The organism is Psychrobacter sp. LV10R520-6 (assembly GCF_900182925.1).
Classification (GTDB): domain Bacteria; phylum Pseudomonadota; class Gammaproteobacteria; order Pseudomonadales; family Moraxellaceae; genus Psychrobacter.
The window spans coordinates 2,772,645-2,798,824 of sequence record NZ_LT900024.1; the positions used below are offsets into that span (position 1 = coordinate 2,772,645).

Annotated in this window: 22 protein-coding genes; 7 read left to right on the forward strand and 15 right to left on the reverse strand. The window is 43.1% G+C overall.

All coding sequences use genetic code 11. The annotated features are described in order from the left end of the window. Nucleotides 1-300: 300 nt before the first annotated feature. The gene (locus U1P77_RS11605; RefSeq protein WP_321155136.1) at nt 301-1,365 is read left to right on the forward strand and encodes a disulfide isomerase DsbC N-terminal domain-containing protein; all 1,065 of its coding nucleotides are present in this window, start codon (nt 301-303) and stop codon (nt 1,363-1,365) included. Between the two features lie 45 nt (nt 1,366-1,410). On the opposite strand, the gene U1P77_RS11610 is transcribed toward U1P77_RS11605, so the two are convergent. Together U1P77_RS11610 and U1P77_RS11615 are read right to left on the reverse strand one after the other, a co-directional pair. Beyond that, nucleotides 1,411-2,475, reverse strand: coding sequence for a homocysteine S-methyltransferase family protein (locus U1P77_RS11610; RefSeq protein ID WP_414479013.1), 1,065 nt, complete (start codon nt 2,473-2,475; stop codon nt 1,411-1,413). Between the two features lie 39 nt (nt 2,476-2,514). After that, nucleotides 2,515-3,174: a DUF2939 domain-containing protein gene (locus U1P77_RS11615; protein ID WP_321155137.1), complete on the reverse strand. Its 660-nt coding sequence runs from the start codon at nt 3,172-3,174 to the stop codon at nt 2,515-2,517. A 496-nt stretch (nt 3,175-3,670) separates the two neighbouring features. Here U1P77_RS11615 and dnaJ point away from each other — a divergent pair, with 496 nt between their 5' ends. Together dnaJ and dapB are read left to right on the forward strand one after the other, a co-directional pair. Next, complete coding sequence (dnaJ, locus tag U1P77_RS11620; protein ID WP_321155138.1) at nt 3,671-4,810, forward strand: molecular chaperone DnaJ; 1,140 nt, start codon at nt 3,671-3,673, stop codon at nt 4,808-4,810. Nucleotides 4,811-5,055: 245 nt separating this feature from the next. Continuing rightward, on the forward strand, nt 5,056-5,886 hold the full coding sequence (gene dapB, locus U1P77_RS11625; RefSeq protein WP_321155139.1) for a 4-hydroxy-tetrahydrodipicolinate reductase: 831 nt from the start codon (nt 5,056-5,058) through the stop codon (nt 5,884-5,886). A 168-nt stretch (nt 5,887-6,054) separates the two neighbouring features. On the opposite strand, the gene U1P77_RS11630 is transcribed toward dapB, so the two are convergent. The 7 genes from U1P77_RS11630 to gshA all read right to left on the reverse strand — a co-directional run bounded on the left by U1P77_RS11630 (nt 6,055) and on the right by gshA (nt 14,435). Continuing rightward, nucleotides 6,055-7,230 carry a type III PLP-dependent enzyme gene (locus tag U1P77_RS11630; RefSeq protein ID WP_321155140.1) on the reverse strand — a complete coding sequence of 392 codons (1,176 nt, stop codon included), beginning with the start codon at nt 7,228-7,230 and terminating at the stop codon, nt 6,055-6,057. Nucleotides 7,231-7,436: 206 nt separating this feature from the next. Next, nucleotides 7,437-7,982: a peptide deformylase gene (gene def, locus U1P77_RS11635; RefSeq protein WP_321155141.1), complete on the reverse strand. Its 546-nt coding sequence runs from the start codon at nt 7,980-7,982 to the stop codon at nt 7,437-7,439. A gap of 350 nt (nt 7,983-8,332) precedes the next feature. Beyond that, nucleotides 8,333-8,587 carry a GlsB/YeaQ/YmgE family stress response membrane protein gene (locus tag U1P77_RS11640; protein WP_321155142.1) on the reverse strand — a complete coding sequence of 85 codons (255 nt, stop codon included), beginning with the start codon at nt 8,585-8,587 and terminating at the stop codon, nt 8,333-8,335. A gap of 511 nt (nt 8,588-9,098) precedes the next feature. Beyond that, on the reverse strand, nt 9,099-10,694 hold the full coding sequence (locus U1P77_RS11645; protein WP_321155143.1) for a glutamate ligase domain-containing protein: 1,596 nt from the start codon (nt 10,692-10,694) through the stop codon (nt 9,099-9,101). Nucleotides 10,695-11,210: 516 nt separating this feature from the next. After that, nucleotides 11,211-11,855, reverse strand: a complete 645-nt coding sequence (locus tag U1P77_RS11650) for a copper resistance protein NlpE N-terminal domain-containing protein (RefSeq protein WP_321155144.1) — start codon at nt 11,853-11,855, stop codon at nt 11,211-11,213. A 421-nt stretch (nt 11,856-12,276) separates the two neighbouring features. Continuing rightward, nucleotides 12,277-12,804 (reverse strand): disulfide bond formation protein B, encoded by a 528-nt coding sequence (locus tag U1P77_RS11655; protein WP_321155145.1) that lies wholly within the window; start codon nt 12,802-12,804, stop codon nt 12,277-12,279. A 56-nt stretch (nt 12,805-12,860) separates the two neighbouring features. Beyond that, nucleotides 12,861-14,435, reverse strand: a complete 1,575-nt coding sequence (gene gshA, locus U1P77_RS11660; RefSeq protein WP_321155146.1) for a glutamate--cysteine ligase — start codon at nt 14,433-14,435, stop codon at nt 12,861-12,863. A gap of 324 nt (nt 14,436-14,759) precedes the next feature. Here gshA and U1P77_RS11665 point away from each other — a divergent pair, with 324 nt between their 5' ends. After that, nucleotides 14,760-15,461 (forward strand): IS1 family transposase, encoded by a 702-nt coding sequence (locus U1P77_RS11665; RefSeq protein ID WP_321155147.1) that lies wholly within the window; start codon nt 14,760-14,762, stop codon nt 15,459-15,461. A 289-nt stretch (nt 15,462-15,750) separates the two neighbouring features. On the opposite strand, the gene erpA is transcribed toward U1P77_RS11665, so the two are convergent. Then, nucleotides 15,751-16,131 (reverse strand): iron-sulfur cluster insertion protein ErpA, encoded by a 381-nt coding sequence (gene erpA, locus U1P77_RS11670; protein WP_321155148.1) that lies wholly within the window; start codon nt 16,129-16,131, stop codon nt 15,751-15,753. Nucleotides 16,132-16,635: 504 nt separating this feature from the next. On the opposite strand from erpA, the gene U1P77_RS11675 reads away from it, so the two are divergent. Further along, nucleotides 16,636-18,696 (forward strand): ATP-binding cassette domain-containing protein, encoded by a 2,061-nt coding sequence (locus U1P77_RS11675; RefSeq protein ID WP_321155149.1) that lies wholly within the window; start codon nt 16,636-16,638, stop codon nt 18,694-18,696. Between the two features lie 107 nt (nt 18,697-18,803). Here the strand turns inward: U1P77_RS11675 and U1P77_RS11680 are convergent, their stop codons facing one another. Then, nucleotides 18,804-19,166: a septal ring lytic transglycosylase RlpA family protein gene (locus tag U1P77_RS11680; protein WP_321155150.1), complete on the reverse strand. Its 363-nt coding sequence runs from the start codon at nt 19,164-19,166 to the stop codon at nt 18,804-18,806. Nucleotides 19,167-19,660: 494 nt separating this feature from the next. On the opposite strand from U1P77_RS11680, the gene U1P77_RS11685 reads away from it, so the two are divergent. After that, on the forward strand, nt 19,661-20,656 hold the full coding sequence (locus U1P77_RS11685) for a DnaJ C-terminal domain-containing protein (RefSeq protein ID WP_321155151.1): 996 nt from the start codon (nt 19,661-19,663) through the stop codon (nt 20,654-20,656). An 83-nt stretch (nt 20,657-20,739) separates the two neighbouring features. Next, nucleotides 20,740-21,063, forward strand: coding sequence for a chaperone modulator CbpM (locus U1P77_RS11690; RefSeq protein WP_321155152.1), 324 nt, complete (start codon nt 20,740-20,742; stop codon nt 21,061-21,063). Between the two features lie 151 nt (nt 21,064-21,214). On the opposite strand, the gene sstT is transcribed toward U1P77_RS11690, so the two are convergent. The 4 genes from sstT to U1P77_RS11710 all read right to left on the reverse strand — a co-directional run bounded on the left by sstT (nt 21,215) and on the right by U1P77_RS11710 (nt 25,828). Continuing rightward, nucleotides 21,215-22,417 (reverse strand): serine/threonine transporter SstT, encoded by a 1,203-nt coding sequence (gene sstT / locus U1P77_RS11695; RefSeq protein ID WP_321155153.1) that lies wholly within the window; start codon nt 22,415-22,417, stop codon nt 21,215-21,217. A gap of 337 nt (nt 22,418-22,754) precedes the next feature. Beyond that, a complete protein-coding gene (locus U1P77_RS11700) occupies nt 22,755-23,219 on the reverse strand; it encodes a DNA polymerase III subunit chi (protein WP_321155154.1) in 465 nt (154 codons plus the stop codon). A 53-nt stretch (nt 23,220-23,272) separates the two neighbouring features. Continuing rightward, a complete protein-coding gene (locus U1P77_RS11705) occupies nt 23,273-24,928 on the reverse strand; it encodes a leucyl aminopeptidase (RefSeq protein WP_321155155.1) in 1,656 nt (551 codons plus the stop codon). A gap of 300 nt (nt 24,929-25,228) precedes the next feature. Beyond that, a complete protein-coding gene (locus U1P77_RS11710; protein ID WP_321155156.1) occupies nt 25,229-25,828 on the reverse strand; it encodes a cysteine hydrolase family protein in 600 nt (199 codons plus the stop codon). Between the last annotated feature and the right edge of the window lie 352 nt (nt 25,829-26,180).

Below are 26,180 nucleotides of genomic sequence, written 5' to 3' on the forward strand. Positions count from 1 at the left end.
CTCTGTTGCTTGTCTCTTAAACATGGGTAGCAGTTTTGCAAAATTAGCCGCCAGGTCCTTATCATGCCCTTATAAAAATATGCCAATGTGCTAAAGTCTGTCCATGTTTTTTAATCTACTTTTTTGCATAATGTATTTGAGCTTTACTAAAACTCATTATTAAAACTGTGTGCCAATTTTATTTTAGAGTAACAGTATCAGCTTAGTGTTTTTAACTTAAGTGCTTTTAAACTAAGTGCTCTTAAATTATATAGATTAGATTAGCCGACGACTTTGTATAAACTTGATAGGACAATCCCTGTGAAACTACCTGTATTAAAATCTGCTAGCCTCATTACTGCCATGCTATTGGCAACGACTGCTTGCGCGCAGCCTACTGCAACAACATCTCCTAGCGAAAAGGCTAGTAAAAGCGTTCAAAGTACACAAACTACAGGTGAGGTTAACGCAGCTGTTGATAGCCAATTACGGCAAGTATTAAAGCAAGCCGGTATCAAGACTCAGATAACGTCTATTGCGCCATCGAACTTGCCTAACATGTATCAAATTAACCTTGCTGGACAGCCACCGCTGCATATGACTGAAAGCGGTCAATATGTCATTCAAGGTAAACTACAAAAGAATCCGAGTAAGCGTCTAGTGCTTGAGACCCCAGTGCGTAGCAGTAGTGCGCAAGCTGGTATTCCTGTCAATCCCAAAACTAAATCTGGCCTGTTAGCCAATATGGGTGCTCTCAAAAATATGAGTACTAAGACGCCATTTTTTTATACGGCAGTGCCGGGTGTGATCTGGGGTGCAACGTTAGAGGGCGTACCGTTCTTAGTATCGGATGATGCTCAGTACGTGACGGATGGTGAAATCTCAGTGATTGAAAATGGACAGTTTACTGGACTGGATGAGAATTTTGAAAAACGTAAAAACCAGTCGGTATTTAGCACGTTAGATGAGTCGCAACTGATTACCTATCCGGCAACCACAGCTGAAAAAGCGGTGATCTATGTGGCTACTGATGTCAATTGCCCTTATTGCCGCATGTTGCATAAACAGATGAGCAGTCTTAATAAAAAAGGCGTGACGGTTAAAACAATCGGTTATCCTATTTATGAACAGTCACCGGAGCAAATGCGTGGCATCTGGTGTCAAGCTGATGAAACCAGCCGCCGGAACGCTTTGGATAAAGCGATGTTAACAGGCAAGATGACCCCAGCGCCGGCAAGTTGTAGCGTGGATCATGTTGCGCCCAATCGCGAAAAAGCGGCTGGGCTTGCTGTGGTAGCAACACCTGCGATTTATCGTGATGACGGCGTACTGTTTCAAGCCAGCTTTGAGAGTCCGGAATTTTTAGAATTTTTGGGAGTAGAATAAACCACTACATAGATAAAGTACTAAAGTTACAAACTTAAAAAGACATCATTGCCTATCAGCCATGTGCTGCGCGAGTCGTTCAATATGCTCGACGCCAATACCACAGCAACCACCAATAATGCTGGCACCAGAGGCTTGCCAGAGTGTTGCCCACATCAAGTAATGCTCGGGGGTAGTGTCTTTACGTATTTGGCGCAGTTGTGCATTGGCTTGTTTGTGGATTTGTTTTGAGACAAAAGCATTGGCATAGACGCCCAGCTGCTGGGGATGTGACGCTTTGTCGATAATCGCCTTCGCAACTTGCAATGCTGAATTCATGACCTCAGGTTGACTACAGTTAAATAGTACGGCATCGACGTTCAATGCCATCATAGCTTGTACCGCCTCTGCTACTGGTTCACCAGAGCGTAGCATAGGTGTGCTCATGGCTCGATCGGGTTCGATAGTGTCATTGGTGTCATCAGTAGCGCTATCTAGTTGACTGTCGTCTAGCGTAAACGCGATCCAAATGGGTTTCTGTGCGAGCTCTTTTTGAGTAGCTGTGAATTCAGTAATCAACTTATGCCATGTTAACGCTTCAACGATGCTGCTTTGAGTTTCCACCAGCCATATGTCCACATAGTCTACTTGTGCGGATAATAACGGATGCGCGATAGCAGGGGCTTGCTTGGCATCGAACAAGTCGGGTCGGTAAGAGCCAAACAGTGGGGGCAAACATCCAGCGATTTGTACGGTTGCTGGACTGTCAGGCTTTTTGCTTGCTTGCTTGTTGTTTGCTTGTACGGCTTCGAATGCGAGCTTCGCTGCCGTTTTTATGAGCCGTTCACCTTCAGCAAAAAATCTATCTCCTAAATGATAAGGGGTTACCGCATAGCTATTGACGGTGATAACCGTGGCACCAGATTTTATGTAGTCTAAGTGGATATCACGAACACTACTTGGCGCTAGACTCAATGACAGTGCTGACCATTCAGGTTGGCGAAAGGGGGCACCGCGTCGCTCAAGCTCACGTCCCATCCCTCCATCTAATATAGTCATTGGCGCCGGGGTTGTGGATGAGGCATGAGACTGACGGCTCATCACCTTAGGCGTTGTTTGAGTGTGCATCATAAACTCACTTATAAAATAGACCAAAAGACATGCCCTACATTAAGGCAGAATAACATCAACGATTTTCCAATCAATTAACCCTTCACGTGCCATCATTACGGTAAGCGGATAACCTTTGATCTGACCACTGATACTAAAGCAATTGATACCGCAGTAGCTTAATGTTGGCTTATTACTATCCGTCCCTTGAGCTACTTGCTGCTCTAATTGCGTGGCTTGTTTTTCCATGATCTGTTGCATTTGGTTTTTGACCACCGCATTGACATCACCGCGATGAATAATAAGATCTTGGATCAGGTTTTTTAGATCAACTTGATTGCTAGAGATTGCCCAAGCTGCGGCCAGCTCTTTGGTAGCGGTATTGGCTTGACCTTGAGTGTTGATTAGCTTTTCTATATTTTGCGGCGTGATGGCACCGTCTACGGCTTGTGCAATAAAGCCGTTCGCTGCTTGAGTCAGCGGCTCACCACCAAGCTCAGCGACCAATGGATATTGCGTCATAGTATTAGCAAACTTACTGGTCAACTGGGTTTGGACACTCGGGCGTACTTGCTCATAATCAATGGCGGCGGCGATGGTCGCACCGTCTTTGGCATCATAAGCATTTTTGAGCTGATAAGCGCTGTAGTAAGGTGAACCAGCATATACCGCTATGGCGATGACAACCAATAATATGAGTAATGTGGTCAGCTTTTTCATAGATATAGATACCTTTACAGTGTTTGTCCAGCGTGTTTGTGGCGATAAATACTAGCACGACTTAGCGATATAAAGGTACAAAAATATATGGGTATGACAAGGTAATATCAGTTCAGTATGGTTGTAGAGAGATACGTATTTATTATAGTTACCTTATTAGCCTGCTAGGTATTTTTATGGACTTTCAATCGTGAATTTTGCTGCCTTTAGACAAACACTAGCAGACCAGTCAGTAATTTCTCTATTCGATAACTTGATAAATCAGCGCACCATCTCCATAGATAGCGCAAACTTTTAATAATTGATCTGGTTAAACAGCATCCCGCCGTATTCGCTCGTCCATTCATTTAGTATCTTTTTTACATCGTTAATAGAGCCACTATGTTTCATGTGAAACAGTCGCTTGCGATTAGGTATAAAAAGATCAATGTAACAGTTGACGACAGGGTCGATAGACCTGCCAGCCGGCGGCACTGTGATGACGATAGGAGAGCTCATGAGTAAGCGCGATTTTTATGAAATATTAGGTGTCAGTCAAACAGCAGATGGCAAAGAGATCAAGCGATCTTACCGTAAGCTGGCGATGAAATACCATCCAGATCGTAATTCTGATGATCCTGATGCCGAAGATAAATTCAAAGAAGCCTCTATGGCTTATGAAGTGCTCAGCGATACCGATAAGCGTTCAGCTTATGATCGTATGGGTCATGCCGCCTTTGAAAACAATATGGGTGGTGGCGGTGGCTTCGGCGGCGCCGGTGGTGGCAACTTCCAAGATATCTTTGGTGATATCTTTGGTAACTTCGGTGATGTCTTTGGTCAATCGCGTGGCGGCGGTGGCGGGCGCTCGCGTCGCGGCTCAGACTTACGTTATGTATTAGAGCTGACTTTGGAAGAAGCCGTACGCGGCTGTAAAAAAGAAGTTAGCTTTACTGCGCCAGCCCCTTGTGACACTTGCGATGGTAAAGGCGCAAAAAATGCTTCGGATGTGGTCACTTGCCAGATGTGTCATGGTCAAGGTCAAGTACGTATACAACAAGGTTTTTTCCAGGTACAACAAGCCTGCCCTCAGTGCGGCGGTTCTGGTAAGCAAATCAAAAACCCTTGCCCAGACTGTCACGGTAATGGCGTCAAAGATAAGTCTCGTAACCTAGAAGTCGCTATCCCATCCGGCGTCGACGATGGCGATCGTGTGCGCTTATCCGGCGAAGGGGAAGCAGGCGGTACAGGTGTTCAAAACGGCGACTTATATGTCGAAGTACGGGTTAAGCCGCACAATGTCTTTACTCGCCAAGGTGCCGATCTGTACATGGACGTGCCAGTAAGCATCACTGATGCTGCGCTCGGTAAAGAAGTCGAAATTCCCACTTTAGATGGCAAAGTAAAAGTCAAAGTCGCCGAAGGGACGCAAAGTGGCAAGCTGCTACGTGTTCGCAGTAAAGGCGTGACTCCGGTACGTACCACCATGAAAGGCGATATGATCTGCCGCGTGGTTATCGAGACTCCAGTGAACCTAAACCGTGAGCAAAAAGACTTATTGCGTCAGTTCCAAGACACGCTAGATGATGACAGCCATCATCAGCAGTCACCGCATAAAAAGTCATTCTTTAAAAAGTTTGGTGAATTGTTCGATTAATAGATTTTATTATTAGCAATAAGCTTTATTGAATAAATCATTATCTTAAGCCCCTAAGTTTCACGTGAAACTTAGGGGCTTTTTTGTTTCAATCAACATAGTTAGCACTGTTTCTGAATAATCCTGAAATCACTCTATTCAACAGAACGCTTTTGCTAAACGTAAAAAAATTAATTCATGCTATGATATTAAAAAAGTTTATTAACGATTATCACCTCACAAAATAAAAATTTCAGGATAAAATCATGAGTCAAAAAGCAGACGAACAAACCATTAATATCGGCGTTATCGGAGCAGGTGGACGGATGGGGCGTATGCTCGTCGAGGCGGTACAAGACAATCCGCAGACCACATTAAGCGCAGCGATTGAACGTCAAGGTTCAAGTTTGGTTGGTGCCGATGCTGGAGAAGTGGCGGCTATAGGACGCTTAGAGGTACAAATCGTTGATGATCTAGCTGCCGTGATTAATAATATTGACGTGCTCATCGATTTTAGCTTGCCTGATGCTACTGAGCAAAATATGCAAGTTTGCGCTAAACATAAAGTGGCGATGGTCATCGGTACTACTGGCTTCAATGAACAACAAGAACAAGTGTTATCAGAGGCAAGCAAGAAAATTGCTATCGTTTATGCGGGTAACTATTCTACTGGGGTTAATTTGTCATTAAAGCTGTTAGAGATGGCCGCTAAAGCGTTCGGTGCTGATGCCGATGTGGAAATTATTGAAGCGCATCATAAGCATAAAATTGATGCGCCATCTGGTACGGCTTATATGATGGCCGAAGCAGTGGCACAGGCGCGCGGACAAAATCTAAAAGATGTAGTGAACTATGGCCGTGAAGGCCAGACAGGCGAGCGCGAAGCAGGTGAGATTGGTATTCATGCGATACGCGGTGGCGAAATCGTCGGCGATCATACCGTGATGTTTATCGCTGATGGGGAAGTGGTTGAAATTACCCATCGTGCCCGGGAGCGGATGACCTTTGCCGCAGGCGCAGTACGGGCCACTACTTGGATAGTTCAGCAGCCGGCTGGACAATATAATATGCAAGATGTCTTGGGTTTAAATGAGTAGGGCTGAAATAATTAATGCTTAAATGAGCAGGCTTAAATGCGTAGGGCTTAAATGCGTAGGGCTTAAATGAGCAGGCTTAAATGCGTATTCTTAAGTTATTGATAATAGGGAGTAGCACGTGGATACAGGCAAATATACCGCGCTTTTTTGATTGCGATTTATTGACGATTAATCAATATAAACCACTTCTAATGGCGGAAAGCCATTAAACTCAACGGACGAATAAGAGTTGGTATAAGCACCCGTGGTGAGCCAATAGATTTTATCACCAATCTCCAGCTCTTCGGGTAGCTGATAGCCCGTTTCTTCATACATAATATCGGCCGAGTCACAGGTTGGTCCTGCCAATACTACGGTTCCTTGACTGGTTGAGGTTTCCATCTTAGGGGTATAAATAGGATATTTAATTGCCTCACCTAAGGTTTCAATTAACCCTTGGAATAGTCCCACATCGGTATAGACCCAACGCGATAAATCGGTATGTGATTTACGTGAAATCAGTACAACATCACTGACCAACACGCCCGAACCGCCAACCAATGAACGCCCAGGCTCTAGGATAATCTCCGGCATATCTTCAGCGTCATAGTCGTCAGTCAGGTAGCGTTTGATTTCTTCTGCATAGACCTGTATTGGGTTTACTTCACTGATATAGTTGGCTGGAAAACCGCCACCCAAATTAATCATTTGTAGCTTGATGTCTTCTTCATGAATGATCCAATCAAACATATATTTGACCTTGGCCAACGCATCATCCCACGCTGCCACATCTCTTTGCTGACTGCCCACATGAAATGAGATGCCATAAGGCACTAGTCCCAAATCGCGTGCTTGAACCAGCAAGTCGATCGCCATATTAGGGTGGCAACCAAACTTACGCGACAGTGGCCATTCAGCGGTATCGGACCCTTGTACCAAGATACGTACAAATATGTTTGAACCTGGCGCATAGTTCGCAATATTTTTTAAATCGGCTTCCGAGTCAGTAGCATACAGACGCACGCCTTTATCATAAGCATACTTGACATCTTTGGCTTTTTTAATGGTATTGCCGTAAGAGATACGTGAGGCATCAACGCCGCAATTGAGTACCCGATCCAGCTCATAAACGGATGCACAGTCAAAGTTTGATCCCAGCTCAGCGAGTAAATTGATTACCTCAACCGCAGGACTGGCTTTCATTGCATAATGAATTTTAGCGTCGGGAAAAAATCCCACCATTTCATGATATTTGGTCGCGATACGGCTCAGGTCAACCACCAAAAATGGGGTTTCGCGACCTTCAGTAACTTGAGTGAATTTCTGCCAGCCGGCAGAGTCAAAATATTGGTCAATTTTGATCATGGTAGCAAACCTTTAATGAAGACAATAAAACAGGTAGACGATAAATGGATAAAATAAAGACAATACCGAAAAAAAAGGTCATATAGCACGCAACAATGACTCTAAAACATGAAGCATTGGTGACACAATCTAACGCTTTAAAACGTAATGACCATTAAGAAGACTCAATGATCGTCAAACTTAGCAACTATTAGATCCAGTAACCATTAAACAGACGTTGGTTGTAATTGCTTATCCGCTTCCTGCTTCTCTCTTATTTTGAGCACTTTACGAACTTTATCGCGGGCGCGAGTTTGTTTAAGGTGTGATAGGTAATCAACAAAGATAACCCCATTCAAGTGATCCATCTCATGCTGAATACACACTGCCAGCAAGCCTTCTACTTCTTTATCCATTGCTTGACCGTCTTGATCTAAAGCTTCGATACGCACTTTATTGGGGCGCTCAACCTTGTCATAGACATCAGGTACGGACAAACATCCTTCTTCGTATGGTTGCTTCTCTTCTACTAATGGCGTGATTTTTGGGTTAATAAATACCATCGGTGTGTCTTTGTCTTCGGATAAGTCCATGACAATCAGTTGGATATGTCGGTCAACTTGGCTGGCGGCGAGGCCAATACCTTCCGCGTCGTACATAGTCTCAATCATATCAGTGATTAGAGTCTTGATTTCAGCAGTGACCTCTTTTACTGGTGTGGCAATCGTGCGCAGGCGCGGGTCAGGGTAGCTTAAAATAGGGAGTAATGCCATGCGGCTTACCTCAATAATACGGTTAGAATAGGTCGTTTATTATAAGATAAATGGGGACAAAAGTAACATTTATCAATAGGTATAAATAATATTCAAGACAAAATAATACGGAACAGGATGCTTTAGCTCAAAAAAAAGGCTAGTAGGTAGATTAAACTTACAGTCTTTACTAAATGATCTCTGGTAAGACAGGTTTTACCAAATATACGGGCAAAAGTAAAGTATCCGCTTTTTAGCTTTACAATAGAAACTCTTTAGATCAAGACAATAAAAAAGACCTCGCTCTAAGCAAAGTCTTTTATGTAATTAGAATTTAGACTGTTTTTACTTTAAAATTATATGAAGCCCAGTTATACGCGGCGTTTGTTCATAATCATCTCATAGATGAATAACAAGATAATCGCACCGATTACTGAGAATATTAAACCTGTAATGCCACCATCAGCATCAATACCGATTAGACTGGCTATAAAGCCACCTAACATGGCACCGATAATACCCAGTACAATAGTCATAATCCAGCCCATAGGATCACTGCCCGGCTTGATAGCACGTGCTAGTAAACCAGCAACCAAACCTACGATAATCATCCAAATAAAACCCATTGCTGTTCTCCCAATCTATAATAAATAATTTTATTGTATTCAATGCTATTGTTCTCATGTTGATAGCCCTATTGTAATCACCCGCTGCTATTAAAAATAAGCACAAAATGTTACCAGTGTAGGGGCTATGTGAGAAAACCAGCTGATTTGCTATCTTGAAGGTAGATTAGGTAAATGAAAGGTTAATAAGGTAGCCAAGTCGCTAACGTAAATTTTATCTATAACTTTGGTTTCCAGAAATTAAACATAAAAATAGCGCAGCTCGTTAGTAACGACACTACGCTATAGACTTAAATATAATAAGGTCAAACAGTAATTTTTTTCAGTAATGCTTTACCGGTGTTGCTTTGTTATAGTCTGTAAACTTTAAGACAGATATAGTGTGGCTGGTAGAAATTTTTGCAGCTTCTGTCTGGCGAAGCGCACAGCACGCTAGAAAATTTTTACCAGCTGCACGCCTTTATCTACGTATCGCTTTTATTTAGCATTGATTATTGTCTTAAAGAAAAGGTCAGGATATCTGACGCAAGGCTACTAATAAGCGCTCATGAATACCTTCAAAACCACCGTTAGACATGATAACGATGGCATCGCCTGCCTGCGCATGGGTTCTGATATGTTCAATAATGGCATCAACACTAGGAAGGACTTGCTGAGATCCATTGTGCTCATTGCTAAGGTTGGCACGATCAATAACGTCTTTTAGGCCCCACTCAAGGCCAGCAGGTTCATACCATAGCGTATAGTCTGCTAACGCTACTGATTGCGCTAAGCTATCTTGATGAATGCCCATCTTCATAGTGTTACTACGGGGTTCAATAATAGCCCAAATTCGTCTACCCGTTAGCTTCTTTTTGGCACCATCTAAGGTGGTGGTAATGGCCGTCGGGTGGTGAGCAAAATCATCAAAAACTAAAATATCATTAACATCACCAATCAGCTCCATGCGGCGCTTGATTCCAGCAAATGCTGACAACGCTGCGCAGGCAGTAGGGATATTTACACCAACATTATAAGCAGCAGCGACAGCCACCAAGGCATTATTAACGTTATGGATGCCACTCATCGACCAATCTACAATAGCGGTCGCTTTGGTACCAGTATCAGTATTTTCATCAAAGCTGACTTTAAATTGGCTGCCATCTTGGTTGATTAGCTCGGCTTGCCAGTTGCTTTTTATTTCTGAACTACTTTCTTGATTGCTATATTCTTGATGGTTATGAGGCTGATTGTCAGCTGACTTATCATTACTGGGCTGGTCATCACTTAATTTTTTATCAATGACAGCAGTACGCCAAATGGGTGTCCAAACCCCTTTAGCTAAAGTTTCTTCTAAACTAATAGTCGCCGAAGGCATGATGATTTTTCCCGTACTGGGAATCATGCGCACCATATGATGGAACTGGGTTTGAATGGCATTAAGGTCCGCAAAAATATCCGCATGATCAAACTCAAGGTTGTTTAAGATTGCCGTACGCGGGCGATAATGAACGAACTTTGAGCGCTTATCAAAAAACGCAGAATCGTATTCATCCGCTTCAATGACGAAATAACCATTGTAACCACTGTCTGACTGTGGTGTCGCCTCGTTCTCGGCTTTATCTATCTCACTCGTACTGTGAGCTGCGCCCAAATAACTGCTATGAGCAAAAACCTGTTGCAAGCGCTTATCAGTGGTATCCACTAACGGCACGCCGCCAATCAGAAAACCAGCATCGATACCGGCATAATGAAGTATCCATGCCAGCATAGTGGTCGTGGTGGTCTTACCATGAGTACCAGCAACCGCTAAAACATGACGGGACTGCAATACTTGCTCAGATAAAAACTGAGGCCCTGAAGTGTAACGCATGCCTTGATCAAGCATATGTTCAATCACTTCCATGCCGCGTTTCATGGCGTTTCCGACCACTATCAAATCTGGCGTTGGCTGCAAATGCTCTACTAAGTAGTCCTCCAAGATAGTAACCTCGGCCTGCTTAAGCTGGGTAGACATTGGCGGATATATATTTGTATCTGAGCCTGTTACTGTATGCCCGAGCTCCCGAGCCAGTAGGGCAAGCGAGCCCATAAAAGTACCACAAATACCAAGGATATGAATATGCATAGACCTTCCGTGCTCACTTAAATAAAATAGATAAAAAAATGTAGAGTGATACTATAGTCAATGCTAAATAAAAGCGATACGTAGATAAATCCGTGCAGCTGGCAAAAATTTTCTAGCGTGCTGTGCGCTTCGCCAGACAGAGGCTGCAAAATTTCTACCAGCCACACTGTGTCTGTTTTAAAGCATACCGACTACATAACATATAATACAGCAGCATCAAAGCCCTGCTCAACCTCAGCATGCTGCACTAAAAATAGCAGATAGTTGTCAGCCTATAACCGCGGCAAATAAAAACTCATTGTAAAGTAAACACCGTTAGATAACCAATAAAAAACGCCCAATAAGTAGGCGTCATCCAGCTCATAAATTTTACTTATTCACTTATCTAATAGTGCGCTTAAGACAGAATATAATTCTTTAGACCTGTTATGCGTGGCTTTTCAAAAAGACAGCATATGTGAAGACCACTTATGCCAAAATCCCTTTATAGCTCGGCTATTTTGTTAACACAACCAGCTATTTGCGTGACAAAGTATAGTCAGCATTTGGATTCTGATCTTTATCCAGCATGACTAAGTGATTGTCTTGAATGCGATAAGTCTCGATATTTTTATTTTCATAAACGATCGTAATCGTATTACCGTCTTGGCGATAAGTACCGGATTCAACCAAGAGTACTTTCGGCGACTCTGGATTGTTATAAACACTGGTCTTTAGTATCGAACCATCAGCGAATAAATTTAGCGTAATGTCGATATCATCACAAAATAAGCAAGGCAACATGCCGATATAATCCCCTATTAATGTCGCCTGAAGGGTACTATTATTAAGTGCTCCTGAAATCATCGGCGTGCGCTGTGCTTGTGCACCATCGCCTACCTTAATAGCTGAGATGAGCGACTGACCTTCGTCCACACCACTCAATTCATTATCTGAGTTCGCATTATCATTTCCATCACTATTTTGCCTGGCTTCTGCTGTATTTTGCGCACTATCAACAGACGCGGTTTGAGTCACTGTACTACTATCAGTATCTGACGTGGTAGATGACGAACTATCACAACCAATCAACAGCATAAAGAAAGGCAACGCTAATAATAGGCGTCCAAAACGTTTGATAACGACATTAATAGCGGAGAAAACAAGCGTAAAATATATCATGATCACACCAATAACAAACCAACATTCTTCAAGGAGTAGCTCTGAACGTTATCTATTATTGACAACGTAAGTCAGCAATCGCGTTCAGGTCGTTAGGGGCATAAGGTAAGTCCATATGCGGCTAAGTCAAATAAACTGCTCTAAGATAACAAAGGTTGTAGGTGACTATGTGGACTTTTTGTTATGAGTGTTCCGGTGAGTAGTTAAATGAGGCAAGGTGGCAGCTACGAATAGGTGGAAATGGATAGGAATGGCAGGATGATACAATATTAATGGTATGAATGATAAAAGAGACTTAATAAGGTGTTTTAGCAAGAGAAGTTCAAAATACAACACGACCTTATGACATCATTTTATAATGATGAAGGCCTTATAGGATAAGCATTAAAGGAAGATAGTTTTATAAAGCCTTAATTGCTAGTCAACCCCGACGCGTGGACATAGTAGGCCGAACAATACGCCATAATATCAATACATGAATAAGTAATAGCAAACTAAAAAATATCAATGACTGCTCAGGGATACTAAGTCCCAAAAACTGCCAATCAATAGACGCACATTCTCCAGAGCCTGCAAAAACTTCTTTGAGGACTTGTTGCATAGGTAGCGTATCGAGCCAGTAATCAAGACCGGGCCCGCATGAAGGCACTTGGTCAGCAGGCAAGTGTTGTAGCCAAACATGACGCCCTGCTACCACAGCCGCCCAACCAATACCCGCTAAACTGCCCAACCACAATAACAGTTTGATCAGCATAGGCTTGGGATTAATCATAGCGGCAAATAATGCAAAGCCGCCCATTACCATCAGTCCAATACGCTGAAAAATACACAGCGGACAAGGCGTTAATCCCAAGTGACGCTGTAAAAAGAGTAACGCAAAACTCATACCGATGACGGCCATGAGTACTAAAAGCACTTGTAAGTTGCGGTAAGTGGTCAGTTGTTGCATTGGGTATGTGCTCTTATGGAATAATTTATCTACAAACGGCAAGGGTCAGTAAGGTATTAGCGATATTGCTGGAGGAATTCCATAAAGTCTTCCGTTTCGGCTTCTTCGATCTCTGCCTGCTGTAATATCGACTTTTCGGCCAGGACTTCGTATTTGGCTTGCGTGTTTGGACTTAATGTCTGCTGTAATAAAGACTCACGATGCTGCTGCGCTAAGGTAAAGCCAAGCTGCCATAAGCTACCCAAACGCTTACTATCATCGTTCACCTGTGCTGATATGGTCGACTCAGAGTGTCCGGCCTTGCCTTGCATCAGTGCTACCGCAGCACGGTAGTCATTGCCGCCATAATGAGCATCAAGCAGCGCCGCTAATGGTTGCATGCTGTTTAAGTGGGCGATCATCCAACTCTCTAAAGATTGCTCGGTACCATTATTAACGATATGTAAGCCATCACGGCGACCTTCATTGACCACGCGCTCAAGATTAACCGCCAGCTCTTCTTCTTCTTCAGGCATAAGCTCAGGTGAGTCATTGAGTAGGCAATATAGCGCCATCACTTCTAAGAAACAGGCGCTGGATAGACGAATACCGATATCACTATAAGGATCTAAATCAATGGCACGGAACTCAACATAAGCGATACCGCGCCGCTCAAGTGCTTCGGTTGGAGTCTCACCACGATCAGCAATTTGTTTCGGGCGAATGGGACTATAGTATTCATTTTCTATTTGTAGAATATGATTGTTGATTTGAATAGGGTTGCCATCCGCATCATTTAAGCCAAGTTTTTCAAAGCTTGCATGGGGTGTTTGAATAGCACGGCGCAAACCATCGACATACTCTGGCAGATGGTTATAACGGATATCGAGATGCTCTTGCACGCTATTAGTGTAGCCAAGCTTGCCCATGCGCAGGCTAGTCGCGGCAGGTTTATAATAAGTCGAATCATTGAGCAGTTCCAAATCATGGTCACGCCCTGCCAAAAAGCAAGGACAGACACTAGGACTGGCACCAAGTAAATATAACACCAGACTGGTGAGACGCTTAAAGTTACGAATGAGACCTAGATACTTATCATTTTTAAATTCTATTAGCGACTGATCAGCAGTTTTTGGCAATTGCTTTTGCCACTCGGCAAATAGAGTGTCCCCAAACGATAAGTTATAATGTAAGCCCGCGATAGTTTGCATGCGGCGACCATAACGTATCCCAAGCCCACTGCGATAGAGGGTTTTTAGTTTACCAGTATTTGAGCTGCCATAATCTGCTAGTGGAATATCCTGATCATCAGAGGAGAGCATACAGGGCATTGATAGCGGCCACATCAGCTCATCTTCGGGAAGTGCTTTATAGACCAAAACATGCAGTTGACGCAGCATCCCTAAAGTTTCTTTGGGTGTGCCTTTGGGGTCGGTAATCAGCTCAAGCAAGCTTTCTGAATAGTCAGTGGTAATAAAAGGATGAGTCAATTTTGACCCGAGTTTGGCAGGATGTGGGGTCTGTGCCAGATAGCCATCCGACTTGACGCGTAGGCCTTCTTTTTCGATACCGCGTAGCATTCCCGTTAATTGTTCGCTGTCAAACCAGCTTGGAATTTCAAAATTGGCAAAGGTAGTTGCAGAATTACTCATAATACTCATCTATTGTTATTTATTATGGCAGAACAAATACCGACTGGGGTTTGCTCAGAATTTGAGGGGAATTGGGTAGAATTAATGAAGTCAGTTTAGCCCAAAGCAGCCGTAAAAACTACGTACAATTACAAAACCAGTAAGCTTTACTTGAGGCTGTTTAACGATATTTATCTCATCAAATTCAGCTAGAGTAGTAGTAATAACTTAGTTTAGATGAGGAGTCATTGTCTGGCTATTTCATTATTCGGTGGTGTATCAAAAAGTATGCTGAGTAAATAAAGGAGGGGTGCCAGTCAAAGCAAAGATGCTATATTTGAGGTTATGAAGACACAAATAGAGATTAATTGCCCCGACTGCCACAGTCCTAGTCTAAAGAAAAACGGTATAAAAAGCTATGGTAAGCAAAACTACCAATGCAAAGACTGTAAACGTCAATTCATTGGCGACCACGCCATTACCTATCAGGGTTGCCACTCTAAAATAGAGCATAAGATACGACTGATGATAGTACGAGGCTGTAGTGTTAGAGACATTGCCACTATCACCTCTGTCAGCATTGGCAAGATACTAAGCACCATAGGCTCATCGATCTATAAGATCTCACCAAAGCAGCATTACTACTCGCGTTTAGAAGTTGATGAGTTCTGGACATACGTACGTTGCAAGAAGCAGAAGGTATGGTTAATCTACGCCTATGACCGTGATACTGGTGAGATTGTTGCCCATGTTTGGGGTAAACGTGATTTAGCCACGGCCAGAGCGCTTCGAGCTCGTCTTAAGAAACTTAAGGTGAGCTATGGTTCAATCAGCATGGACAACTGGGATAGCTTTAAAACTGCCTTCAAGGCAGACCCTAAGCAGATTGGTAAAAGATATACTGTTAGCATAGAAGGTAATAATTGCCGTTTAAGACACCGATTGAGGCGAGCAGTTAGAAAGACTTGTGCTTTTTCTAAGAAACTCGACAATCACTTTAAAACGTTCAATATGCTGTTCTTTTATATCAATTATGGTTATGTCTAATGCCAGCATACTTTTTGAAACACCACCCATTATTCATCTGACCGTGTCATTATTATCCGCTACTATTTGCTTTAATATGATTGAGTCTCACCTCATTTATACTAGGTCGTTTGCGCCAAGCTTCTCATGCCTATGATCCATAATGGACACTGAGATATAAATTAAAAAAGCACCAACCAATGAGGGTGATGCTTTAGAAGTCTGCCATCAGTCTATATCGATGCTTATCATTGATGTTTATGCTTATTATAAACATCAAGCAAAGCTCACTGAAATAGAAAATGCTCGCTTACATAGAGAATGACGAGCCGCAGCCGCAAGTGGTGGTAGCATTAGGGTTAGTGACCACAAAGCGCGCCCCTTCTAACCCTTCAGTATAATCAACGGTAGAGCCTTGTAGATATTGATAGCTTAAAGAGTCAATCACCAAGGTGACGTCACCATTATCAAAATTGGCATCGTCTTCATTCAGATCATTGGCAAAGTTAAAACCATAAGAGAAGCCTGAACAGCCGCCACCGGTGACATAAACGCGCAGCATAAGGTTACTATCACCTTCTTCTTCACGCAACCGACGTACTTTTTGAGCGGCACTATCGGTGAGGCTTAAGATGGTGGGATCCACAGGCTGGTTGGTAGTTGGACTATACTGGTTGGTTGCTGCGTTCATATTTACCTCAGTTGCTAAAATCAAATAGTGTCGTTTTCTACTTATGCCCGATCGTCTACTTACCTTTGATAGGTTGTCTATTTATCCTTGATAGGCGCGGCTTACCAACATTTGCTTATCAATAATAGGATGTGGCGAAGTCGTTTCGATTGGGGCCGTCATTAGGGCAAAGCAGTTAGGCTAAAACGAAGGCTGCTAGCGCTCAACCGCCTGATGTCAATGGTATTTTGACAGTATATCATACTTGGGGCTGGTGATAAGTTTGTCAAGGGTGACAGTGACCTTTGTTAAAAGAGACGCTTAGTTTGGCATTATATATAGTAGAGCCAAAAACTTATTGACGAAATAGTTATTTAATCGTTTGCCTATCTAGTAGGCGTTTGAAATAATAGCCGCCAGTTGGTGTGCTGCAAAGCGCATTTTGCCTATGAACTTGTTTTTGTTAGCAATACAGTCTACAAAACCTTTTTAACTTTTACAAAACTCTTGAGATGAAAAAACCTTATGATCGAATTTAAAGACGTTGGTGTTCGCCGTGATGGTCGTGAATTATTTGCCGGTGCTAGCTTTCAGCTACATCCAGGCCACAAAGTAGGCTTAACGGGCAATAACGGCACTGGCAAATCCACCCTATTTGCGCTATTACTAACCCGCATGGGCACTGGTGATACTGAGGTGACGCTCGATCGCGGTGAAGTGACTATTCCGGATGGCTGGCAGGTGGCGCACATGGCGCAGGAAGTCGGCGCAAGTGCGCAAACGGCGATTAATTATGTGCTCAGCGGTGATGAGCAGTGGTATAAAATTAATGAGGCTTTGAGTGATTTGAGTACGGTCAGTGATGACCAAATTGGTGTATTGCATCAGAAATTTGATGAAATTGACGGCTATCGTACCCCAACCAAAGCCGCACAAATCATGGCGGGCTTAGGTTTTAGCACCACGCAACACGAGCTGCCAGTAGACAGTTTTTCTGGTGGTTGGCGTATGCGTTTAAACTTGGCTAAGACTTTGATGAGTCGCGCGGATTTAATGTTACTTGATGAGCCCACCAACCATTTGGACTTAGATGCTATTTTATGGTTAGAAACCTGGATTAATGCCTTTACTGGTCTGGTTATTGTCATCTCCCATGACCAAACGTTCTTGGATAATACCGTTGGTCATATCTTGCACGTTGAGCAAAAGAAAGTCACCTTATATACCGGTAACTACCAGCAGTTTATTCGTACCCGTCATGAGCGTATGGCTCAGCAGCAGCAAGCTTTTGAGAAGCAAGAAGCGACTAAGGCACATTTAGACGACTTTATTCGTCGTTTCCGCGCCCAAGCCAGTAAGGCCAAGCAAGCGCAAAGCCGTATCAAACAGCTTGAGCGTATGAGTGAGCTGTCACCAATGATGGCGGATAATCCGTTCACTTTCCGTTTCTATGAGCCTGCCAATATGAGCTCGCCCTTGATTGAGCTGACCAATGCTGATATTGGTTATACCGACACACCACTACTCCATAACGCCAATGTGCAAGTAACCCCTGACACTCGTATTGGTCTACTTGGGATGAATGGTGCGGGTAAATCGACCTTGATTAAAGCACTGGTCGGTGAGCTTGGGGTATTATCTGGTACTTATGATGTCTCAGATACGCTCAAATTAGGCTACTTTAATCAGCATCAAATGGATGCTTTAGACGCTGTCGCCACCCCGCTACAGATGATGCGCCGCTTGGCTGGTAAGACCTCTGATGCTGAATTGCGTTCATTTTTGGGTGGTTTTGACTTTCGCGGCGACCGTATTGATACTCCGAGCGAGTTATTCTCAGGTGGTGAGCGTGCGCGTTTAACCTTAGCCTTGATTGTTTGGCAGCGTCCTAATGTGCTGGTACTCGATGAGCCCACCAACCATTTAGACTTACAAATGCGCCAAGCCCTAACTATGGCTTTACAAGGTTTTGAGGGTGCAGTAGTGCTGGTTTCGCATGATCGCGAACTGATTGCTAACGTCTGCGATGAGCTGTACTTGGTACATGACGGTATAATCGAAGAGTTTGATGGCGATATCAATGACTATGGCAAATGGTTGTCGGATAAACGCAAGGAAGCCAACAGTCCAGATAAAGGCGCTGATAAAAAAGGTAAGAGTAAAAAGGCCAAGAAAAAATTCGTTAATAAAGAAGACGTTTCACGTGAAACAAATCCTAACACTAGCGGTTCTGAGTCTGATAACTTAAAGCACGCTAAAAAAAAACTAGCAAATCCTAAGTCAGCTGCTGCATCATCGTTAACGAAAGAAGAGCAGCGCAAACTGGCCGCTGAACAGCGCAAGCTTAGCGCGCCTATTCGCCGCGAGATTGAAGATACAGAAAAAGCGTTGGCTAAGATTGACGATAAGCTGGCAAGTTTAGAAGTTAAGCTTGGCGATACTGATCTTTATGAAGAAGGCCGTAAAGCTGATTTGATGGTCTTACTTGATGAGCAAACCGCCCTACAGCAGCAGCATAGCGCTAGTGAAGAGTCTTTACTGGTAGCGATGACTACTCTTGAAGAGATGGAAGCAAGTTTTGAGTAGGAGGTTTTTGGGTAGAAGGTATTTGGTCAGCGCAGATAGCTACCAATGAGTAAGTGATACACAAAAAGGGGAGAGTGCTAGCTCTCCCCTTTTTTTACATTATTAAGTTATTGTCTACGGTATTTGCCATCACCGTAAGATAGTACATTCATACTAGTCGTACAGAGTTGGCAGTTTATTTTACCAGCAGCGGCTTTAGATAGATCAAGAATACGTCCCCTGATGAAAGGTCCTCTATCGGTGATTTTCACTATCACGCTCTGCTTTGTCTTTTTATTAGTCACTTTTACCTTCGTACCAAACGGCAGCGTTCTATGTGCAGCGGTCAGGGAATTCATATTGAAGATACTACCACTAGCTGTGCGTTTACCGTGAAATTTATTACCGTAGTAACTGGTGTTAGCGGCAAAAACCGTGGTACTTAACAGTAGTGATAACGTGATAACTAAAGACTTAATTAAATAAGACATTTAATACCTTTTTAAAATTTATAAAATAGACAGATACTCCTGCCTATGTTATCCATACTCCCTATGAGTTTGAATAATATAGGTATTTTACTATAAAAAGCTTACCACGTCCTCACGGCTCTGTAAAAAACGTACAAGGTCAAGCCGCTGAGCTGACTTATACTATCAATAAGCGCGAGGGTCGCTCGTCGCTCTCTCAAACTGAGCTGACATTGCGACAACAGTTGTCAAAAAATAATGATGCTAGAATTATTATTACTCATACTGACACCCACTCTAATAATAGCGTAGTCAATGACTCAGATAGCGTAAGCGCTGGTGCCGCTTGGCACTATTACTGGTAAGACGGTACTGGCAAGGCTTTGTTAGTAAAGTTATGGCTTCAAACTACAAGATGTTATTACACAGTCGCAGTCATATAGTTTTAAATACTATAACGTTCAGAATTCGTACACTATTATAATTAAAAAGCTTTTACCTTAAGGAACAATAATATGGCAGAAGAAAACTACTATGACATCTTAGGGGTCAAAAAAGACGCCTCAGATGCGGATATCAAAAAAAAATACCGCAAGCTTGTACGTCAATATCATCCGGATGTTAGCGATGCTCCGGACGCTGACAATAAGATTGCCGAAATTAATAATGCTTATGAAACCATAAGAGACAAAGACAAGCGTGCTGAATATGATGCCATGCTAAACAATCCGTTTGCCGGTCAAGGTGGTGGCTTCGGTGGACAGGCGGGCGGTGGTGGTCAACGCTGGGAAGATATGAAAGGTCAATTTGGTGAAGGCGAAGCCTTTGGCGATGGCGGCTTTCGCTTCGATGATATCTTTTCCGCATTTGGTCGCGGTGCACGCGGGCAAGAGGGCGGCCAATCACAGCAGAGCGGCTTTGATCAATTCGGCGGTGGTTTTGGCACGCAAGATAGCAAAGGTCAAGACCAGCACGCGGAAATTAACGTTGATTTGGCGTCGGTCTATAATGGCGATGACTATAGTATCAAACTGAACGTTCCCGTCCGTCAGCTTAATGGTAACGTGGAATATGATAATAAAACCCTCAAAATCAAGATTCCTAAAGGGATTACCGATGATAAACAGATCCGCTTAGCAGGACAAGGTGCTGCGGGTAGTGGGAGCGGCAAAAATGGCGATTTATTCTTAAAGGTTAAAATTACTCATGCCGATAATATTCGTCTAGAAGGCGCCAATGTTTATCAAACGGTAAACATCACCCCATGGGAAGCGGCGCTCGGTGAAAAAATTAATGTCACCACCCCAGCAGGAACTTTAGGCGTCACTATTCCCAAAAACAGTAAGTCTGGTAGTAATTTGCGCCTCAAAAATAAAGGTATCCCTGCCAAGCAAGCCGGCGATTTATACTTAAAGTTGAATATTGTCAATCCAGAGGTCAACACTGAAGCGGCAACCCAAGCTTATGAGCAATTAAAGCAAGCCTTTGCCGATACCAGTATTAACCGTTAATAGCCGCCATGATTTAACCGTGTTAGAGATGAATAATGACCATACGATAACGATGAAATAAAGCGCAAACGAGGATAATAATGATGAAACACTCGCCCGAATTAACCGACATTATCATGAGTTTAGATGAGCTGATATCTGCCTGTGGTCAAGAGCGCCAATGGGTTATTGCTTTGATTGAAGAAAGTATCATTGAATATGACGTACCTGAAAGCGAACAGTTCAGCGGCTATCAGCTGACTACTGTTCGTCGCGCATCCCGCCTTAGCCGTGACTTTGAAGCCAGCGTGCCAGCGATTGGCTTAATCATTGAGCTATTAGATGAACTTGAGCAGCTGCGTCAGTTTAAGCGCCAGTGGGAAGTAGAAACGCCGATGATTGAAGTAGAAGTCAGCACTTTAAAATAATCTATTGACTCAAAGTAGTTTGGCTGCTTAGATAAAATCATATCTAAGCGTGCATAGTAAATACTTGCTATTAATAGCAGATAAAATAAAAAGGGCAATAAATGCCCTTTTTTGTTTTTAAGAATAGCTTTTTGCTAAATTTTAATCACTATTAACGAGAATATGTAGGATCAGCTGCTGCCGTAAATAACACGTCAGTTGATGAGTTCAATGCAGTTTCTGCGGAATCTTGCACCACCCCAATGATAAAGCCGATGGCAACCACTTGCATAGCAATGTCATTCGGAATACTAAATAAGCTACTGGCAAGTGGAATCAATAGCAATGAGCCGCCAGCCACACCTGAGGCACCGCAAGCACTAATAGTAGCGACGAGACTTAACAATAGAGCCGAGGCAAAAGTAACTTCAATTCCTAATGTATGGGCAGCCGCAAGCGTTAAGACGTTAATAGTGATAGCTGCGCCAGCCATATTAATAGTGGCACCCAGTGGAATAGTCACTGAATAAGTATCTTCGTGTAGACCTAATTTGCGTGCAAGGTTCATGTTGACCGGAATGTTGGCCGCTGAGCTGCGAGTAAAAAATGCGGTAATCCCTGATTCGCGCAGGCAAGTAAATACTAATGGATAAGGGTTTTTGCCAGTCTTGATCAGCACAATTAACGGGTTAGCAACTAAGGCAATAAAGAGCATACAGCCGACCAATACCATTAAGATACGGGCATAACCTGCTAAGGCGGCAAAGCCAGTTTCAGCGACCGTATTGGCAACCAAGCCTAAGATCCCAAGAGGTGCCAGAGCAATCACCCATTTCACCACTTGGGACATGGCATCAGCAAAGTCGCCTACGATGGTGCGTGCGGTATCACTGGCTTGACGAAGCGCAAAGCCGATGATGATTGCCCACGCTAAGATGCCAATATAGTTGGCTTCAGCTACCGCGTTGACCGGATTAGCGACTAGGTTAAGTAGTAGGTTGGTCAGAACTTCTTTTAGGTTGGCCGGTGGTACTTGCTCAACGGTAGCGTTAACTAACACCAGCTCGGTTGGAAATAGAAAGCTTGCCCCTACTGCCGTTAGTGCAGCCAAAAAAGTGCCGAATATATACATAATAATGACGGGCTTAACGTAGACTTCATTGCCACTACGATGTTGGCTAATCGCTGCCATAACTAAAACAAACACCAGTACCGGAGCAACTGCTTTTAGCGCGCCAACAAACAAGGTCCCCAAAAGTCCTAATGCAATACCGATGCTGGGAGCAAGCCAGCCGATTAACACACCCAATACTAAGCCAATAATAATCAGCGGTACCAGCCCTATTCGTTGGTACATCGCAACTAATGAACGCATCTATACACCCTTAACCGAGTCAATAAAAAAACTAAGAATAATTAATCATGATAACAGCATGATAATTTGGGGGGAATGGTAGCATTTTTTCAGATATTCGCCTACTGCAATACAGCGATGATATCGACTTAGAGCATAGATTTAAGGCAAGCTATTGAAAGCCAAAAGTACGAAGGGAGAAGCATTATAGTGAATCGAATATAAAGCTAGTATCCAAGTTCTGAATGGGAATAGTAGCTAGTTTATCGAAGTAAGTAATTTAAGTGAGGCTGTTCAAAAGGGGGTAAACTTAATGGGGTTTGGCTCATTATATAGTTGGTTAGCTGTAAATAAGCGATTACACTTTAAAGTGAGTGAGTTCATAGCCTAATTGTTGATAACGCTTATATTTAACGCGTCCATCTTGCACGCTTGCGTCATCTGGTTTGATAATCTCAAGAACACGCGCGGGCTGTGTATTACTAGTAGCAGTGATAAAGTCATTAACGGGACGGGAAGTGGTATTGATAACAATCCCATTGAACTCCGCTGGCAGATAAGCGCCCAGTAGGACTGGGGCTAGAGATGACCCTATATTATCAACAGTGTTTTCGTTAGCTATTAGACGTTGATGTGGAATAAAGCTGCTGGCATCCTGGGCCCATAAAGCCTCATCAAAATCGCTAAGCAAAGCTTCATCCTCAGCAAGAATTAATAACGACTGGCTGCTTTTGTTGAGTGCGGTTTGGGTCAACTGACAAATAAAGCCCAAGAAATCTTGGGCTTTACTCTCACTTAACACATAAAAACTAATTTGCATCATGTAAATACTCTACATCACTAGCAGTTATGAAAGTCTATAACAGTTCTAAAGGGCTATGCCATATCTGCACAGTTTTTTAGATACTGCATGAATAGTGGCACAGGACGACCGGTTGCTGCTTTTTCTTTACCTGAGTTCCATGCGGTACCAGCAATATCTAAATGCGCCCATGCTTGACCGTCTTCGACAAAGCGAGACAAGAAACAAGCTGCAGTCACTGCGCCTGCACCCTTGCCACCGATGTTTTGCATGTCAGCGATAGGAGAGTCGAGCAATGATTGATAAGCATCATCCATCGGCATGTGCCAGATTAGATCACCTGATTGTTCACTAGCGTTCTCGAGCTCAAATAATACATCTTCATCATTACTAAATACTGCTGAGCGAACGTGACCTAAAGCAACCACACAAGCGCCCGTTAGAGTAGCAACATCAATAATGGCTTTTGGCTGATAACGCTGGATGTAGCATAAGGTATCTGCTAGTACTAAACGGCCTTCAGCATCAGTATTTAGAATCTCGACCGACTTGCCGTTCATGGCTTTAACAATATCACCGGGACGTGTTGCATCACCTGATGGCATGTTTTCTGCACAAGCGAGAGCACCCACAACGTTAATTGGTAGACGCGCTTCGCATAAGGCTTTCATCGTGCCCAACACGGCTGCTGAGCCGCCCATATCGAACTTCATTTCATCCATTGCGGCGCCAGGTTTGATAGAGATACCGCCTGAATCAAAGGTCACGCCTTTACCAACTAATACGATAGGCGCGTCGTCATTTGAAATTTGCGCGTTATCATCGCTATTCTTAGCCGCATTTTTCGCAGATTTTTTGCTAGGAAGTTTATCTGTGAGCACTTTTAGACCACTGCTAGCTTTTGCGCTACTGTTTGTGGTTTTATTGGCAGCTTGGGCACTGAATTTAGATTTGCCTTGATATTCTAAGATGACCAGTTGGCCTTCTTTAGTAGAGCCTTGTGACACCGCTAAAAAACAACCCATGCCTAACGCTGACATCTCTTCTTCACCTAGCACTGTCACTTTCAATAGATCAGGATAAGCTTTAGCCAAGTCTTGCGCTTGCTCTGCCATATAGGCGGGGAAGCAAATGTTCCCTGGCTCATTGGCCACATCACGGGTTAGATTTTGGCCGATAAATACGGACTGGGCAAAGTCTAGAGCTGGCTGCAAAGACTTGTCAGCGAGTAGATAGATATCAGTTAATACCGGTGTTGTTTGCTCAGATTTGTATTTATCAAAACGATAGCTTGCTGCTAATAAGTTTAGTGAAAATTGTCCAAACTGCTTCTCTTCTAGCGTATCACCTAAGGCGACAGTGATTGAAGCGACGCGCTTTTGCGTACTCTGATAGATGGTATTGGCAATTTTTTGTAGGACAGTGTTATTGAGCTTATCACAGCAGCCGACGCCGACTAATAATAGCTGGACAGGATTTTGCTTGGTGGTTTTTTTATCACCTGCCAATGCATAATCGGCAACGGTTTCGCAGGCTTTACCTTTAAAGTGTGAGACTTCAATGAGCTGCTCAATACGCGCTTGATAATCGCTCAAAGCGGATTCAGCCAGTATATTCTTCTTATCATCGACTAAAACGACCAAACAGGCCTCGTCTTTATTTTTGGCTTCTTTTTTGAGAATCTTTTGGGTGTGAGTCTTTGGTAGATGCTGAGTTAACTTAATATTCATATATTGTTATCCTTATTTATTTTTAGGGTAAAAGTTTAGAGTAAGAATTAATCTAAAAAACAGAAATGCAATTTATATTTATGAGCTCGTTAAGCTGTCTTTATAGTGTAGCATATCAAGGAATAAGTACGCAGTAAGCAAGGGTTAGGTAATGTTTTTAAACGCCGTTGTTGCCTGATCTTATCGACTTTACCACCTACATGTGACAATACCCGCCATACTGTTAATAGAATGACTAATGATGTGACGAGTATTGTTGTGCATAGGTTGATTGGCAGTCAGCTATTCTAGCTACTGCAACTATTTACCAACCAACTTATCAGTCGAGACTAAAGTGGCAAATCTATCTTGCAGCGCTGCCATGGCAGTGTTATGCACGACATCAGCATTTATCGCTTGCCCTTTTGCATCAGGTAAAGCGCGAGTAGCACAGGCGTCATGACAAACAAAGTTCTCAAAGCCCAAATCAAAGGCCGCCCGCACGCTTGAGCTAACACACATGTGACTCATAAAACCAGCAAAGATAATTTGCTGTTTGCCAGTGGCCTTTATAAGCTCTTGTAGCTGTGTGTCATGAAAGGCATTGGGGTGCGTTTTGGTGACGGTTTTCTCGTCGTTCATTGGTTGTAAGCTATCAACAATGGCAACATTGGAAGATGACGGATCAAAAATCTTCTCATTACCGTGATGGGCAATATGAAATAAAGGAATACTTTCTTTTCGTGCTTTATCAAGTAGCAGACGCGCGTTGGCCGTTGCTTTGCTACCGGCATCACCTAAAGGCATCGCACCGTCAACATATTCATTCTGAAAATCAATCAAGACAATAGCGCAATTTGACCAATCAATCGTAGCAGATTGACCACCAGCGAGTTCAAGTAGGGTAGAAGGAACAGACATCTTATTCTCCGTTAATGAGTAAACGATATGAAGCTAAATTCTAACAATTAATGGCGATGATATTCGGTGCATGATACGAACAACACACAAAGCCGCTGGAATGATAAGCATTAAAATAAATTAGAGATTTAGTTATTAGGACTTATAGTCCTTTTGTTTTTTAACTTTTATGTCTTAATTCGACCCTGTCTGATATCAGATGATAAGTACGTAGTTAGCAAGGGTTAGGTAATGTTTTCAAACACATTTCACAGCTATTTTTTACAAAAATATGCTAGCATTAGCGGTTACGCCTATCGTCTTCAGACAAATTTGAATAAGCCTATCAATCAACATGCGATTACTCGTGTGA